Annotated in this window: 15 protein-coding genes and 1 rRNA gene; 13 read left to right on the top strand and 3 right to left on the bottom strand. The window is 59.1% G+C overall.

Features of this window, described 5'->3' with window-relative positions; genetic code table 11:
• On the bottom strand, nucleotides 1-244 hold a 244-nt coding region (locus tag BW994_RS17465; RefSeq protein ID WP_029313495.1), incomplete at its 3' end, for a transposase.
• A gap of 128 nt (nucleotides 245-372) precedes the next feature.
• On the opposite strand from BW994_RS17465, the gene BW994_RS17460 reads away from it, so the two are divergent.
• From BW994_RS17460 to BW994_RS17435, 6 genes are all read left to right on the top strand, one after another.
• Nucleotides 373-783 (top strand): PHB accumulation regulatory domain-containing protein, encoded by a 411-nt coding sequence (locus tag BW994_RS17460; protein ID WP_245801604.1) that lies wholly within the window; start codon nucleotides 373-375, stop codon nucleotides 781-783.
• Nucleotides 780-3,170: a glucan 1,4-alpha-glucosidase gene (locus tag BW994_RS17455; protein ID WP_029313479.1), complete on the top strand. Its 2,391-nt coding sequence runs from the start codon at nucleotides 780-782 to the stop codon at nucleotides 3,168-3,170. Before BW994_RS17460 ends, BW994_RS17455 begins: the two co-directional genes overlap by 4 nt.
• A 10-nt stretch (nucleotides 3,171-3,180) precedes the next feature.
• A complete protein-coding gene (locus BW994_RS17450; protein WP_029313478.1) occupies nucleotides 3,181-4,131 on the top strand; it encodes an NAD-dependent epimerase/dehydratase family protein in 951 nt (316 codons plus the stop codon).
• 73 nt (nucleotides 4,132-4,204) lie between these two features.
• The gene (rplM, locus tag BW994_RS17445) at nucleotides 4,205-4,669 is read left to right on the top strand and encodes a 50S ribosomal protein L13 (protein ID WP_029313476.1); all 465 of its coding nucleotides are present in this window, start codon (nucleotides 4,205-4,207) and stop codon (nucleotides 4,667-4,669) included.
• A gap of 2 nt (nucleotides 4,670-4,671) precedes the next feature.
• Nucleotides 4,672-5,163 (top strand): 30S ribosomal protein S9, encoded by a 492-nt coding sequence (gene rpsI, locus BW994_RS17440; RefSeq protein WP_029313475.1) that lies wholly within the window; start codon nucleotides 4,672-4,674, stop codon nucleotides 5,161-5,163.
• Nucleotides 5,164-5,356: 193 nt separating this feature from the next.
• Entirely contained in the window at nucleotides 5,357-5,812 is a 456-nt protein-coding gene (locus BW994_RS17435) for a MarR family winged helix-turn-helix transcriptional regulator (protein WP_029313474.1), read from the top strand.
• On the opposite strand, the gene BW994_RS17430 is transcribed toward BW994_RS17435, so the two are convergent.
• Both BW994_RS17430 and secA read right to left on the bottom strand, forming a co-directional pair.
• Nucleotides 5,809-6,321, bottom strand: a complete 513-nt coding sequence (locus BW994_RS17430; protein WP_162176822.1) for a DUF2380 domain-containing protein — start codon at nucleotides 6,319-6,321, stop codon at nucleotides 5,809-5,811. The two genes, BW994_RS17435 and BW994_RS17430, sit on opposite strands and share 4 nt — an antisense overlap.
• Before the next feature lie 37 nt (nucleotides 6,322-6,358).
• On the bottom strand, nucleotides 6,359-9,100 hold the full coding sequence (secA, locus tag BW994_RS17425) for a preprotein translocase subunit SecA (protein WP_029313470.1): 2,742 nt from the start codon (nucleotides 9,098-9,100) through the stop codon (nucleotides 6,359-6,361).
• 210 nt (nucleotides 9,101-9,310) lie between these two features.
• Between secA and BW994_RS17420 the strand changes: the two genes are divergently transcribed.
• From BW994_RS17420 to BW994_RS17390, 7 genes are all read left to right on the top strand, one after another.
• Nucleotides 9,311-10,237 (top strand): peptidylprolyl isomerase, encoded by a 927-nt coding sequence (locus BW994_RS17420; RefSeq protein ID WP_029313468.1) that lies wholly within the window; start codon nucleotides 9,311-9,313, stop codon nucleotides 10,235-10,237.
• 9 nt (nucleotides 10,238-10,246) lie between these two features.
• Nucleotides 10,247-11,476 (top strand): bifunctional glutamate N-acetyltransferase/amino-acid acetyltransferase ArgJ, encoded by a 1,230-nt coding sequence (gene argJ, locus BW994_RS17415; protein ID WP_029313466.1) that lies wholly within the window; start codon nucleotides 10,247-10,249, stop codon nucleotides 11,474-11,476.
• Between the two features lie 129 nt (nucleotides 11,477-11,605).
• Nucleotides 11,606-12,166 carry a fasciclin domain-containing protein gene (locus tag BW994_RS17410; protein WP_029313465.1) on the top strand — a complete coding sequence of 187 codons (561 nt, stop codon included), beginning with the start codon at nucleotides 11,606-11,608 and terminating at the stop codon, nucleotides 12,164-12,166.
• A gap of 200 nt (nucleotides 12,167-12,366) precedes the next feature.
• Nucleotides 12,367-13,125 carry a 3-hydroxybutyrate dehydrogenase gene (locus BW994_RS17405; RefSeq protein WP_456303726.1) on the top strand — a complete coding sequence of 253 codons (759 nt, stop codon included), beginning with the start codon at nucleotides 12,367-12,369 and terminating at the stop codon, nucleotides 13,123-13,125.
• Nucleotides 13,115-13,714, top strand: coding sequence for a D-sedoheptulose-7-phosphate isomerase (locus BW994_RS17400; RefSeq protein WP_245594209.1), 600 nt, complete (start codon nucleotides 13,115-13,117; stop codon nucleotides 13,712-13,714). Before BW994_RS17405 ends, BW994_RS17400 begins: the two co-directional genes overlap by 11 nt.
• A complete protein-coding gene (locus BW994_RS17395; RefSeq protein WP_029313459.1) occupies nucleotides 13,711-14,688 on the top strand; it encodes an NAD-dependent epimerase/dehydratase family protein in 978 nt (325 codons plus the stop codon). Before BW994_RS17400 ends, BW994_RS17395 begins: the two co-directional genes overlap by 4 nt.
• Nucleotides 14,689-15,121: 433 nt before the next feature.
• Nucleotides 15,122-15,265: ribosomal RNA gene (locus tag BW994_RS17390) — 16S ribosomal RNA — on the top strand; the annotation flags it as partial.

Below are 15,265 nucleotides of genomic sequence, written 5' to 3'. Positions count from 1 at the left end.
CGATCATCAGCATGCGAAACCGGATGATTTCGTCGAGCCCATGGATCACACGCCCAGGCGCACGAGGATCATCGATGCATGCGGCCAAACGACTTGCGATGCCGAGCCGTTGCTCGATGGCGCGTAACCCCAGCAACCCCCCGTCGGAGGAGAGCAGATCGCCGTCGAACCGGGCCTCGATCGACTTGCCGGCGACAGGTGACAGACCAGGGAGAATTGGAGTATTTGCAACCGAGGCGAGCATGGTGTTCCGTCGTGGTGAAGTTTTGTCTCAACAACAAATACTTACAACGAATCAACGGTTTACGCTATGCTCGCCGACCTTCATGCATAATGCGGGCTAAGACATCCGAAGACATCACTAGGTCTGTTTTGACCCAGATTATCGTTGAGGAAGAGAGCAAAGTTGGTCAGTCGATGTTGCCGACGAATTTTCTGCGGCAATTGATCGGCCTTTATGGTGACAACATGCAAGGCATGGTTCCGCGTTATCTGGAGTCGGCGATGGCCCAGTTTGGCCGCCAGCAGGCGCAGATGCGCGCGGCGATGCAGCAGACCATGGGAAGTTTTCTGCCCCCCGGCATGGAAGAGATCGGCCGGCAGAACATTGCCATGATGGAGCGCGCGATGAGCCTGTTCGCGCCCTTCGCACCGCGCTCCGAGACGAAGTCGGAGACGACGCCGGAGTTGGTTCCCGAAGAGATCGATACTCTGCGCAGCGAGATCGACCGGCTACAGGCCGAACTCGCCGACATAAAGTCGAACAAGGCCAAGAGACCGTGACGATCGCTCCGGGCGCCCCCGGCCTGCCACCACGATGGACGTCAAGCGCCAAGGACGGCGTCGGTACGGCGCTCTCCCCCCGCAGTGCCGTGTGGTTTACCCATAGCCACGGCATTCTCGACGAGATTTATTATCCCCGGGTCGATCAGGCCTGCACCCGTGATTGCGGGCTGATCGTGACCGATGGGACCCCCGGTGGTCTGTTCGTCGAGGAAAAGCGAGGCACCGTCAGCCGCACCCGCCGCCTCGCCGACGGCGTTCCCCTGTTCACGATCACCAACACCTGCGAACAGCATGGCTTAACCATCGAAAAGAAAATCGTCGCTGATCCGCACTTCGACTGTGTGTTGCAGCATATCACGCTGACGGCGGGCCCCGATGTCACGGGCTTGCGCATGTTTGCCCTGTTGGCGCCACACCTGGTCAACGGCGGCGCGCATAATACCGGATGGGTGGGCGATTACAAAGGCATGCCCATGCTGTTTGCCTCGGGCGATGGCACCTGCCTCGCGATGGCCTGTTCATCGGGGTTGCTGGCCGCGAGCGTCGGCTATGTCGGCACGTCGGATGGATGGCAGACGCTGCAGCGTCATGGCAGTTTGCGGGAACGATTTGATCGCGCCGAGGACGGCAATATCGCGTTGGTCGCCGAAATCGATACGACCGCGCCGGCTCTCATTGCGATCGGCTTCGGGCGGAAACCTGAGGAAGCGGCATTCCAGGCCGCAGCAAGTCTTGCGGGCGGCTTTGAGCGTGCCGAGAATGAGTATGTCGCCAACTGGCGTCATTGGCAGCACGGGCTCGAGCCGCTGGACCCACCCCAACCCACCGGCCCGCATAATTTCTACCGGGTCAGCACGGCGGTGATGCGGTGCCATGAAAGTCCATTGTTTCCGGGCGGCTCGATTGCCAGCCTGTCGATCCCGTGGGGCGCCAGCAAGGGCGATGACGATCTGGGTGGCTACCATCTGGTCTGGCCGCGCGATCTGGCGGAGACGGCCGGCGCGTTGATGGCCTGCGGCGCGCATGCGGACGCCCGCCGCACACTCGATTACCTGCGCGTGATCCAGGAGGCGGACGGCCACTGGCCGCAGAATACATGGCTGGACGGTTCCGCCTATTGGGGCGGGTTGCAATTGGATGAGACGGCGTTTCCGATCCTGCTGCTCGATTTGGCGTTTCGAAACGGCGCGGTTGCCGAAGCGGAGCTTGGTGACTACTGGCCGATGGTTCGAAGCGCCTGCGCCTTCATCATCGCCAACGGCCCGGCCACCGGACAGGACCGGTGGGAGGAGAACGCGGGCTACACGCCGGCAACCCTGGCCGTCGAAATCGCCGGTCTGCTGGCTGGCGCCGATCTGGCCGAACGCCTGGGTCGCTCGGCAGAGGCAGGGCTCATGCGTGACACGGCCGATGCATGGAACGCCGACATCGAAAGCTGGATCTATGTCAGCGGGACCGATCTGGCCAACCGATGTGGCGTAGCGGGTTATTATTTGCGCATCGTCGCCGATGGCGACCACGATCTGGCAGGGGCGGCGCAGCACGGGCGGATCGCGGTGCGGAACCGCCCCGAGGGTGAAGCCGACGTCGCAACCGACGAATTGATCGGCGCGGACGCGCTCGCGCTGGTCCGGTTCGGGCTCCGGGCCGCGCACGATCCTCGGATTCGCGATACCATCACCGTGATCGATCATCTGACCAGGATCGATCTGCCACAGGGGTCGGTGTGGCATCGCTACAATAACGACGGCTATGGTGAACATAACGATGGACGGCCGTTCGATGGGACCGGTCACGGCAGGGCTTGGCCGTTGCTGACAGGTGAACGCGCGCATTATGCGATCGCCGCTGATGATCTGGCCGGCGCTGAAGCGCTACGGATCACGATGGAGGGTTGCGCCAGCGAGGGTGGCCTGCTGCCCGAACAGGTGTGGGACGCCGATGATCTGCCCGAGCACGAATTGGTCCGCGGCCGTCCCAGCGGATCGGCAATGCCGTTGGTGTGGGCTCATGCGGAATATGTGAAACTGTTGCGGTCCTTGCGCGATGGAGCCGTGTTCGATTTGCCGCCGCAAACCGTAAGACGCTATCAGGTCGAGAACATCACGCCGCGGTGCCGTGACTGGCGTGAGCCCTGGCGCCGGAGCAAAATACCGGCAGGTCAGAATCTCCGCGTCGAAATCACGGGTCCGGGCGTCATTCACTGGACCGATGATGACTGGGCAACCGTCCATGAAGCGCCGACGACCGATGTCGGGCTCGGGATTGACTCGGCGGAACTGCCGTCCGCTGCTCTGGGCGTCGGGCGCGCGCTGATGTTCACCTGGAACCTTGCCGATGGCGGGTGGCGCGGTCGGAATTTTACGGTTGCCATTGTTGCGTAAGAACTGAACCGTGAGTGCGTCATCGGTTCTGGTCAGCGGTGCGGCGGGTTTCATCGGGCGTGCGGTCACGCTGCATCTGGCTGCGAGCAGACACGAGGTTGTCGTGGCACTGCGCCGTCCACGGGACATCCCCGGCGCCAGTCGGCAGGTCGATGCTGGTGATCTGGCTGCGCCTGATCCGGCCCTCGCCAACGCTATGCGGGGCGTGGCCGCGGTGGTTCATGCCGCGGGACTGGCTCATCGCACCGGCGTCGATCCGACAGCGATGGCCTCGGCCAATGTGACGGCTGCGCGGCGCGTCGCCGAGATCGCCGCGTCACGCGGGGTGCCGCGGTTCGTGCTGGTCTCCTCGGCGGCGGTGTTTGGCAAGTCACGGCCGGACCCGTTTTCCGAATCGAGCATCGTCGGCCCGGATGATCCCTATGCCCGCAGCAAGTTGGACGGCGAACGTGCCGTGCGCGATGCTTTAGCCGGCAGCGCAACCAGCCTGGTTATCATCCGCCCTTGCGCGGTGGTCGGGCCCGGTTGCGCCGGCAACATTCCTCGCCTGATCCAGCTGATCGAATCACGCTGGCCGCTACCGTTCGGCCGCATCCGAAACAAGCGTAGTTTCATCGATGTCGATGATCTCGCAGCACTCATCGGCCGCACCATCAATGCGAAGGAAGTCCCGGACATTCTGATCGCCGCCCACGAGCAGCCGATTTCGACGCCGGACCTGATCCGTGCCTTGATGCGCGGGCTAAGCCGGCGGCGAGCGTTGCTACCGGTCCCGGAGCGGGTGCTGCAGGCCGGCGCCACGGCCGCCGGTAAGGCATCGCTTTGGCAGAGTTTTGCGGGATCGTTTCAGGCGGATGTCTCATTGACCGCGCGAACCCTCGGGTACCGAGCCCCCACGTCGGTGGAAAATGCCCTTCAGCGGACGGCGGCAGCGATACGGTATAATAATACCGCTGACTGATCCACTTGACGTTAACAGCATGTTCTTGCATAAGCCGGTCGAACATAAGCCTGTAGTCGTAAGGATTTCCATGATGAAAACTACCGTTTCGCTGAAGCCGGCGGACGTGCAGAGGGACTGGGTGCTGATCGATGCCGAGGGTCTGGTGCTCGGTCGTCTGGCCGCTCTGATCGCCACGCGTCTTAGGGGCAAGCACAAGCCCCAGTTCACACCGCATGTCGATTGCGGCGATCATATCGTCGTCGTCAATGCGGAGAAAGTGAAGGTCACGGGCAATAAGCTCGACCAGAGCGTGTTTTACTATCACACGGGCTTTGCTGGCGGCATCAAGGGGCGGACGTTGCGTCAGCGTCTCGAAAGCAAGCATCCGGAGCGCGTGCTGGAAAAAGCAGTGGAGCGCATGATCACGCGTGGTCCTTTGCAGCGCCAGCAGATGAAAAACCTGCATATCTATGCGGGAACCACCCATCCGCACGATGGGCAGCAGCCCAAGACGCTGGATGTCGCTGCCATGAACCGCAAGAATGTGAGGGCCTGAGCATGTCTGGAACCGGAACGCTGGCCGATTTGAAATCTGTCGTGACCCCTGGGTCGATCCTGTCCGAGACCGAAGCCGCACCGAAGCGTGAACCGAAGCGTGATGCGCTAGGCCGTTCCTACGCGACGGGCCGCCGCAAGGATGCTGTCGCACGCGTTTGGATCAAGCCTGGCAAGGGCGAAATCGTGATCAACGGACGGAAGGCGGCGCAGTACTTTGCCCGGCCGGTCTTGCGTATGTTGATTACGCAGCCGTTTCTGGTCGCTGACCGCTATAATCAGTTCGATGTCTTCGCAACCGTAACCGGCGGCGGCCTGTCCGGCCAAGCGGGTGCTGTCCGTCACGGAATATCTCGGGCATTGACATATTACGAGCCCGATTTGCGCGGCATTCTTAAGATTGCCGGGTTCCTGACGCGTGACCCGCGTACTGTGGAGCGCAAAAAATATGGGAAGGCGAAAGCGCGCCGTAGCTTCCAGTTCAGCAAGCGCTAATCTTACGATGCGAGACTGCCGCCATCTCCGGCTTGCCGGGGTGGCGTTTATTTTAGATCTTCTGACGTTTTGTTGTTGCTGCGCATTGAATATGACCGTAAGCATGGCATGGAATTTGCCGATGAGCGGCTCGGAGTTGAAAGAGCTGGTTTAGAGTGTATAAATAACCAAAATATTTTTAATTAGGTGATCCGTGGGCGGTAAATTAGACGGTTTGCGATTGGACGAGCAGCTCTGCTTCGCGCTTTATGCGGCAACTCATGCAATAACGCGCATATACCGACCGATGCTGGCGGAATTCAATATCACCTATCCCCAGTATATTGTGCTCCTGGTGCTTCTCGAGCGTGCAGAGTCGACGGTGAATGGTATCGCCGATGCCTTGAAATTGGATGCAGCAACCGTTACCCCATTGTTGAAAAGGTTGGCAGAGGCTGGATGGATTACGCGCGAACGCAACCGCGCCGACGAGCGCGTCGTGGTGGTGCGTCTGACACCGCAGGGGCGCTCGCTTGAGGCTCAATTAGCCGAAGTTCAGAACACAGTACGTTGTCGTACCGGTCTCGACATTAATGCGTTCAGAAATTTGCGTGATACCCTTGACCAGTTGACGGAGACTCTCGCGATAGGATCAGGCCAGGCACCTTAGGGACGCTCGTTTTTAAGTAGCAGATTCCGATTGATCGCGCTCACCATTGTGGCTGCCGCGCGTAGGATCATCGTCTTATTATCGGCCTTAACTTCCATCGATTTCACCATGAGCGGTTGGCTGTGTCCAACTGAGTCAAGTTCACCCCGCATATAAATGATCAGATCGCTAACTTTGTGAATTGATCCAATAAAGACATATTGAGCGCCAGCCGAGCGCGCAGCGTCGATTGCACAGGACCTGCAGGCCGACGGATGCTGATAGGAGTTTAATGCAGAGGCGGTGGCACGCTCAGTTACTGCACCGTTCACAACGGTTAATTTCTTGTTGTCGGCAAGTTCGCTGCGCATCGCAGTAACGGCGTCGACGAGCCATCGTTTTTGGTCAGCCAATACGAACGCCCGGTGATCAATCGACGTGTCGAACAAATCAAACGGCTCAACCAAAATTTTCGCGCCTGCCGTTGGCTGGTGAGCGAGCGCGACTGATGGCCCGATGCAGAATGCCAAGACGAGAGGAAGTATCCCAGGGGTGTGCGCTTTCAGATCAAGCCGCCCCCATATTTCCATGGCAATGTTTGAATTTCTTGCCTGAGCCGCACGGACATAGAGCGTTCCGTGGAGTTCCGGACCAAGTTTCCGGCCGATTTGGATCGACCGCGTCCTGCCGAACATTGAAGATCGGCATCGGCGTAATTTCGTTAGCTGATTGCGGATTCGCGAGTACCATATCGCCCTCATAGCTGGCATAGGTTCCGTGCTGTTCGTACATCTCGGACGGATCAAAGATGGGAGCGTTCGCGGTAGGGTCGGTTCCAAGCTCGACATGTGCCAGTGCCGTTGATACCTGCTCCTTCAAATCTTCCAGCATCACCGAAAACAGCGCGAAGGCTTCGGCCTTGTATTCGTTCAGCGGATCGCGTTGCCCATACGCGCGCAGACCAATGCCCTGACGGAGATGGTCGAGCGCGAGCAGATGCTCTTTCCACAGATGGTCGAGCGTCTGGAGAAGGACCGATTTTTCGAGGAACCGCATGAAGTCAGAACCGAAACTCGCCGTTTTTGCGGTCATCTGCGCCTCGACAGCGTCCGCAATTTTTTCCCGCAGATGGGTTTCGTCGATACCTTCCTCGGCAGCCCAGTCCACAACGGGCAGGATCAGGCCAAAAATGCGCTCAACGTCCGCCGTCAGCTCGGCGCTTTCCCACTGTTCGGCGTATGCTTTGGTCGGAATCCTCCGTTCAACGATTTCAGCGATCGTATCGGCGCGCATCTCTGCGATTACATCGGCAACCGAGTCGGCTCTCATGAACTCCCGTCGCTGCGCATACACTTCCTTGCGCTGGTTGTTCATCACGTCATCGTATTTCAGCAGGTTCTTGCGGGTATCGAAATTGCGCGCCTCGACCTTTTTCTGTGCTTTTTCAAGCGCCTTGTTGATCCAAGGGTGGATAATCGCTTCGCCATCCTGCAGGCCGAGTTTCTGGAGCATCGGGCCCATGCGGTCCGAGCCAAAAATGCGCATCAAATCATCGTCAAGCGAGAGAAAAAAGCGCGATGCGCCAGGATCGCCCTGCCGGCCCGAACGACCGCGCAGCTGATTATCGACCCTGCGGCTCTCGTGACGCTCGGTACCAATGACAAACAAGCCGCCGGCGGCCTTGACGATATCGTGTGCGGCATCGATTTCGGCGCGTATCGCTGCCTCACGTGCGGCGTGATCGGCGGGATCGAGCGCGGCAAGTTCGATCTTCAGGCGTGTTTCCAGATTGCCGCCGAGTTTGATGTCGGTGCCGCGGCCGGCCATGTTCGTGGCGATGGTGACGGCACCCGGCGCACCGGCATCGGCCACGATACTGGCCTCCTGCTCGTGAAAACGCGCGTTAAGAACCGAGTGGGCGACGCCCATACCGGTCAGGAGGCTGGAAATTAACTCAGATTTTTCGATTGACGTGGTTCCGACCAGAACCGGTTGGTTGCGGGCGCGGCACTCATCGATCAGAGTTGCGACGGCTTGATATTTCTCGCCTTCGCTTCGGTAAACCTCATCGTCGCTATCCTTACGCGACACCGGCACATTGGTCGGAATCTCGACCACGAGAAGTTTGTAGATCTCTTCAAACTCATCGGCCTCTGTCAGTGCCGTGCCGGTCATGCCGGACAATTTGGGATACAGGCGGAAATAGTTCTGAAACGTGATCGAGGCGAGTGTCTGGTTTTCCCGCTCCACGGTGACATGCTCTTTGGCTTCCAGCGCTTGGTGCAGGCCATCCGAGTACCGGCGACCATCCATCATGCGGCCGGTAAACTCATCGATGATGATGACCTGACCGTTCTTGACGATGTAATCAACATCGCGCGTGAACAACGTATGGGCACGCAGGCTCTGCTGGACGTGGTGAACCAGCGAGATGTTGAAAACGTCGTACAGATTACCCTCGGTGAGCAGTCCGGCCTCGGCGAGCATCTGTTCGACGCGTTCGGTACCGGCTTCGGTGAGGTTGACGGTTTTGAATTTCTCGTCCTTGTCGAAATTCGACGGGTCCTCGGCCAGGACTTTTACGACCACATCGACCTGAGCGTATAATTCCGTCGGCTCATCGGACGGTCCGGAAATGATCAGCGGAGTGCGCGCCTCATCAATCAGGATACTGTCCACCTCATCGACGATGGCGTAGTTGAAATCGCGCTGCACCATATCGGCCAACGCGTATTTCATGTTATCTCGCAGGTAATCGAATCCAAATTCGTTGTTGGTGCCGTACGTGATGTCGCTTGCGTAGGCGGCGCGTCGCTCATCATCCTCGATATTGGGAACAATGACACCAACGGTCAGGCCCAGAAAATTATAAAGCCGTCCCATCCACTCGGCGTCCCGCCGTGCCAGATAGTCGTTTACGGTGACGACGTGCACGCCCTTGCCGGTCAGCGCATTTAGGTAGACGGGCAGGGTGGCAACCAGTGTTTTGCCCTCACCGGTCTTCATCTCCGCGATTTTACCGTCATGCAGCACCATGCCGCCAATCAACTGCACGTCAAAATGGCGCATACCGAGAACGCGTTTCGCGCCTTCCCGGCACACCGCAAACGCTTCAGGCAGCAAATCGTTCAATCTCTCACCGGCGTCGATGCGGGCTCGAAACGCCGCAGTCTTCGCCTGGAGCGCCGCATCATCCAGCGCCGCAAGTTCGGGTTCGAGCGCGTTGATGCCATCGATTCTCCGGCGGTAAGCCTTCAATGACCGATCGTTGGTGGTCCCAATAAGGGCGCGGGCAATGCTTGCAAACATGATGAGGCGAGTTTCCGGTCTATCCGCTGTTCGTGCGACCCTGGCACGACACCATACGGCGCCGGGCGCGGGGCCAATACGCTGACATAGGAGGGCGGGCCAATCTGGTCAATGAACAGAGGCTGCCGCTTTACGACAACATATCGCGCGTCTTGCCCGCGACCGCCGCTTCCGCCATGGTGCGGCGCAAATGCAACGGGGTCAAGCAGAATGAAACGCTCTCTATTTCTAAATTCTATCGGCGTGTTCGGCGCCGCCACGCTGGCTCTGGCGATCGGAGCGAACCATGCGATGGCGGCATCGGGAACTAGCTCGCCTGCGCCGGCGGCAACCACGGGCAAACCGGCGCCGAAAGACCCTGTGGTGGCCACGGTGAACGGTTACAAAATCCATCTGTCAGACCTGGCCAAGGCGGCACAGTCGCTCCCCCCACAGCTGCAGCAGGCCCCACCTCAGGAGCTGTACCCCGTTCTTCTGAACCGGCTGGTCGATGAGCGGGCCCTGCTGGTGAAGGCGCGGCAATCCGGTGCGGCCAAAAAGCCTTCCGTGGCAAAATCAATGCATGAGGCCGCTGATCGGGCGCTCGAATCGGCCTATCTCCGCGCTGAAGTGAAGCCCGAACTCACCGACGCCGCGGTCAAAGCCTATTACGAGAAGCATTACGTCGGAAAGAAACAGGCCGAAGAGGTCAAGGCACGACAGATCCTCGTCAAAACCAAGGCCGAGGCTGAGAAAATCATCGGTCAGCTCGACAAGGGGGCGAAATTCAGTGATCTGGCGATCAAGGACAGCATCGACCCCGGCGCCAAAAATGGCGGCGAACTCGGTTGGTTTACCAAAGATGAAATGGTCAAGCCGTTTGCCGATGCGGCCTTCGCGCTGAAGCCGGGGACCTACACCAAGGAGCCCGTGCAGTCGCAATTCGGCTGGCACATCATCAAATCTCAGGGCAAGCGCGAGAAACCCGCCCCCACATTTGCCGATGTCAAAGACAAAATTCGCCAAACGTTGACCGATCAGGCCATCACGCAGGCCCTCCAGTCCGCACGGACCGGTTTGAAAATCGCGCTGTTCAACCCGGATGGGTCGCCGGCCAATGCGCCCGATGCCGCTCCTGCGGCACCAGCAAAGAACTGAGGCTTTCACTTGTCGAAAACACTGGCGGTTTCGCCGCTCGCGTTGCCGTTGCCGGAACTGCCGGTAGTCGGTGGCGTCAGGTTCGCAACAGCGGAAGCGGGAATTCGCTACCGCGGACGCACCGATGTCCTGTTGGCTGATTTTGCGCCAGGCACCACGGTTGCCGGCGTTTTTACCCGCAACAAATGTCCCGGCGCGCCTATCACGTGGTGCCGGGATATTCTGCCGCGTGGTTCGGCGCGCGGCCTGTTGGTCAACGCCGGCAATGCAAACGTGTTCAACGGTGCATCGGGCGCGGCAGCGGTCAGGGCGAGCGCCGTAGCCGCTGCTCGCGCTTTGACATGCACGGCTGAGGAGATTTTTCTGGCCTCGACCGGGGTGATCGGTGAGCCAATGCCGGCGGAAAAGATCACGTCCGTCACCGACGGTCTCGCCGCTCGCCTGTCACCGGATGGCTGGAGGGCGGCCGCCAGCGCAATCATGACGACCGATACTTTCCCCAAGGCGGCTACACGGACCACGATGATAGGAAGCACATCGGTCCGGATCTCCGGCATCGCCAAAGGTAGCGGCATGATCGCGCCCGACATGGCGACAATGTTGGCTTTTGTCGTCACTGACGCGGCCATTCCTGCGCCCATGCTGCAAACGATGCTGGTCCAGGCGATCGAGCCGACGTTCAATTGCATCACGGTCGATTCAGACACATCCACGTCGGACACCGTCCTGCTGTTCGCCACCGGTTCCGCAGGTAACGCGCCGATTGCACATACCAAAGATTTGAAAGCGTTCCGGCTTGCTCTGCTCGGTGTCTTGCACGATCTCGCGCAGATGGTCATCCGTGACGGTGAGGGGGCCCGCAAGCTGATCGAAATCACGGTTACCGGTGCCGTGTCGCGGCGCTCGGCACGGCGGGTTGGTCTTGCGATCGCCAATTCTCCCTTGGTGAAAACCGCCGTTGCCGGCGAAGACGCAAATTGGGGCAGAATCGTCATGGCGGTCGGCAAGGCAGGAGAACCCGCCGAACGTGATCGATTGGCCGTGGCGGTCGGTGGCGTCTGGATGGCGCGTGAGGGGCGGGTGGTTGATGGCTATCAGGAAGCCCCGGTCGTCACACATATGCGCGGCTCCGAGATCAAGATTGCGGTCGACCTTGGGATGGGGCGTGGCAGCGCGGTCGTATGGGGCTGTGACCTGACGCATGGATATATCGACATTAATGGCAGCTACCGCAGCTGACTGAATAGCGTCACGATATTATCACGAACTCGTGATAATAGATGCTCACGTTGGATCATCCAAACGAATTTCAGCGCCGTATCACCATCACAAGGCCTCAAATCAGCGGCCGTGAACAGGAGATACGCGATGAACCTCAAGCACTTGCTGGTCGGTGTTGCCCTTGCTGCCGGACTTGGTGGTGTTGCGACCGCGGCCATGATGAACGATACAGTGACGGTCGGCGGCGCGCCGATGTATCCGACCAAAAATATTGTGCAAAATGCCGTAAACTCAAAGGATAATACGACATTGGTTGCCGCGGTGAAGGCTGCGGGCCTGGTGACGGCACTCGAGGGTAAAGGTCCTTTCACCGTATTCGCGCCGACCAACGAGGCGTTCGACATGCTGCCGAAGGGTACGGTTGCAACGCTCCTTAAGCCAGCGAACAAGAAAATGCTGACGTCTATTCTGCTATATCATGTGGTGCCTGGCGATTTCACGTTCGGCACTCTGGCGGCCGATATCCAGGGACATGGTGGCACGGTCAAGCTGAAGACCCTCAACGGTACGTATCTGACGTTCAAAATGAACGGCCCGCGAAACATCGAGGTGATGGACGCGAAAGGCAATACCGCCAACATCATCATTTACAACGTCAAACAATCAAATGGTGTAATTCAGGTGATCAATCGCGTTCTGATGCCGTAACATCAGGGTTGATCACTGAACGGCGCGGGATTCCCCACCCCCGCAGCCATACTGGAACCAGCGATCAATTAAGGTCGCTGGTTTTTTTTGTGGCGCGTAGATCAGCGCTCGTACGCTTGAACGCTGGCCTCGCTTGGCTCAGAACGGCACATCAATGATTTCGGGGGCGAATTGTGGGACTAGCTGGAAAAATTGCTTTGGTGACGGGTTCGACGAGCGGCATCGGGCTCGGAATCGCGCGGGAACTGGCCAGGGCTGGGGCCACCATCGTACTGAACGGGTTCGGCGACCCGACCGCGATCGAGGCAACGCGGTCCGCCATCGCCGGTGAGTTTGGCGTTACCGTCGCGTTCGAAGCTGCCGATCTGACCAAGCCAGCTGAAATTGACATGCTGGCTCGCCGGTGTAAGGCGGCGTTCGGCTCTATCGATATTCTGGTCAACAATGCCGGGATTCAGCACGTCGCGTCGATCGAGGATTTTCCCGTAGAAAAATGGGACGCGGTGATCGCACTCAACCTCTCTGCCGTGTTTCATGGTATGAAGGCGGTGTTGCCGGGAATGAAGCGGCGCGGATGGGGGCGGATCATAAACATCGCCTCGGCGCACGGGCTTGTCGCCAGCGCCCACAAGATTGCCTATGTGGCAGCGAAGCACGGTGTGGTTGGAGCGACCAAGGTCGCGGCAATCGAATGCGCCAATGACGGAATCACGGTCAATGCAATCTGCCCAGGCTGGGTGCTGACGCCGCTTGTTCAAGCGCAGATCGAAGCGCGTGCCGCTGCCAATGGCACGTCCGTCAGCGCCGAATCGAACGCTCTCCTCGCCGAGAAGCAACCGATGCTGGCATTCACGACGCCTGAAAAAATCGGTCAGTTCGCTGCGTTCCTGTGCTCCGAGGCGGGATCGACCATGACCGGCGCCGCATTGTCGATCGATGGGGGCTGGGTTGCGCAATAATTCGAAAGAGGCGGAGCGAATCGTTTCATCACTCCAGCGCGCCGCGTCGCTGAAACTGGCTTTGGCGGAAGACCCAATGCCGATCATCGCGGTCGTCGAGGCGTGCGATACAGCGATCCGCGCGGGTAACAAGCTGCTTTTCTGTGGCAATGGGGGCTCTGCGTCCGACTCACAGCATCTCGCGACCGAATTGTTGATCCGGCTCCGCGGGTCGGTCGTGCGCAACTCCTGGCCGGCGCTCTCGCTCACCCTCGACGCCTCGGCCCTCACCGCCGCGGGCAATGATTTTGGATTTGATGAGGTCTTTGCCCGGCCGTTGTCCGGCTTGGGTAGAGCGGGCGACGTCTTGTTCGGCATCACGACCTCTGGCCGCTCGCCTTCGGTCGTGCGGGCGCTCCAGGTTGGCCGTGAAATGGGCATTACGACGGTGGGTCTGTTAGGTGGGGATGGCGGCGCCGCACGAGCGCTCTGTGATTACGCCCTCCTCGTGCCGGACTTTGAGACCATGCGGATCCAGGAGTGCCATATTGCACTGGGCCACATTATTCTGGAGTTGCTCGAGGATCGTTTGATTGGCGCGGATCGATGACGTTTCTGGTCACCGGGGCCGCAGGCTTCATTGGATATCACGTCGCCCAAACATTGCTCGCACGCGGGGAAACGGTGGTGGGTGTCGACAACGTCAACTCTTATTACGACGTTCGCCTGAAGCGGGCGCGCTTGGCGCGGCTGAGCGCGGCGCGGCTGTTCTCATTTCATGAAATTGACATCGCTGACCACGATGCCCTGCGGAATGCATCCGTGGATGTTGACGTAATCATACATCTGGCGGCACAGGCCGGCGTTCGCCATTCGATCGACAACCCGTTCGCCTATGCGTCATCGAATTTGACCGGCCATCTGTCGATCCTCGAAGCCGCGCGGCATGCGCCCCGATTGACGCACCTTGTGTATGCCAGTTCATCGTCCGTGTATGGCGCAGGGTCGGCCTTGCCTTACAGCGAGGCGGCGCGGGCCGATCGGCCGCAATCGCTTTACGCGGCAACCAAACGCGCAGACGAAATGATGAGCGTCGCGTACTCGCATCTTTATGGGCTGCGCCAAACCGGTTTGCGTTTCTTCACGGTGTACGGCCCCTGGGGCCGGCCTGACATGGCATATTTCAGCTTCGCCGAAGCCATGATGGCCGGACGGCCCATCACGCTCTACGAGGGCGGGCGACTGAAACGAGACTTCACCTTTATCGAAGATATCGTGGCCGGCGTGCTAGGGGTGGTCGATCTGCCTCCCAAAAACGAGAGTGAGCATCGTCTGTTTAATATCGGGAATAACCGTGCTGAAACCGTGCTCGATCTGGTCGCAATTTTGGAGGCTGAACTCGGCCGCAAAGCGATCATTGTCGACACGCCCCGACCCGCGGCCGACCCGGTGGAGACCTGTGCGGATCTCGACGCTTTGACGGCGTTGACCGGTTTCGAGCCGAAAGTGACGTTAAATCAGGGTGTTCCGCGTTTCGTGGCGTGGTATCGGGATTGGTGTGCGCAAAGGGGCTTGACGGGATAATCTCGCTGTAATACATCAGTCACATCGGCGGCGGCGTCTTATGTCTCCACTGAAAATTAGGGTGTTCGGCGGGATCACAGGTCCCGTCGTTTTGTTCTTTGAGGTTTGTGAATAGGCTAGGAAGGGATACGTTGGTGGCGTTTGGCTACTGATTGTATTGCTGGGTCTGAGAGGGCTTGGTGGTGTGATTGGTGGTGATTGCTGTGTCTGGGTTTAGGCCTGGGTGTGGTGGTGGTTGATTTGGGTTGATTGGTGGCTGGGTAAGGACCTGGTTTCATTGATTGGTTCTGATGAACTTTCGAACGTTGATGATGTATCTTTTGATGCAAGACAGAATGTTTCGAATGCTGTCTGGGTCTTGTGGCCTGGATGGTGAATGAGTGGGCTGGGTCTGGTTCGTGGTGTTTGTACCTGCGAGGGTATTGGCATTGATGAACATGAGAGTTTGATCCTGGCTCAGAGCGAACGCTGGCGGCATGCTTAACACATGCAAGTCGCACGGGCAGTAGCAATATTGTCAGTGGCGGACGGGTGAGTAACGCGTAGGAATCTATCCTTGGATGGGGGACAACCGTGG

The sequence above is a fragment of the Acidiphilium rubrum genome, assembly GCF_900156265.1.
GTDB lineage: Bacteria > Pseudomonadota > Alphaproteobacteria > Acetobacterales > Acetobacteraceae > Acidiphilium > Acidiphilium rubrum.
Note: the sequence above shows the minus strand (reverse complement) of the source record. Positions and strands in the feature narration are given on the sequence as shown.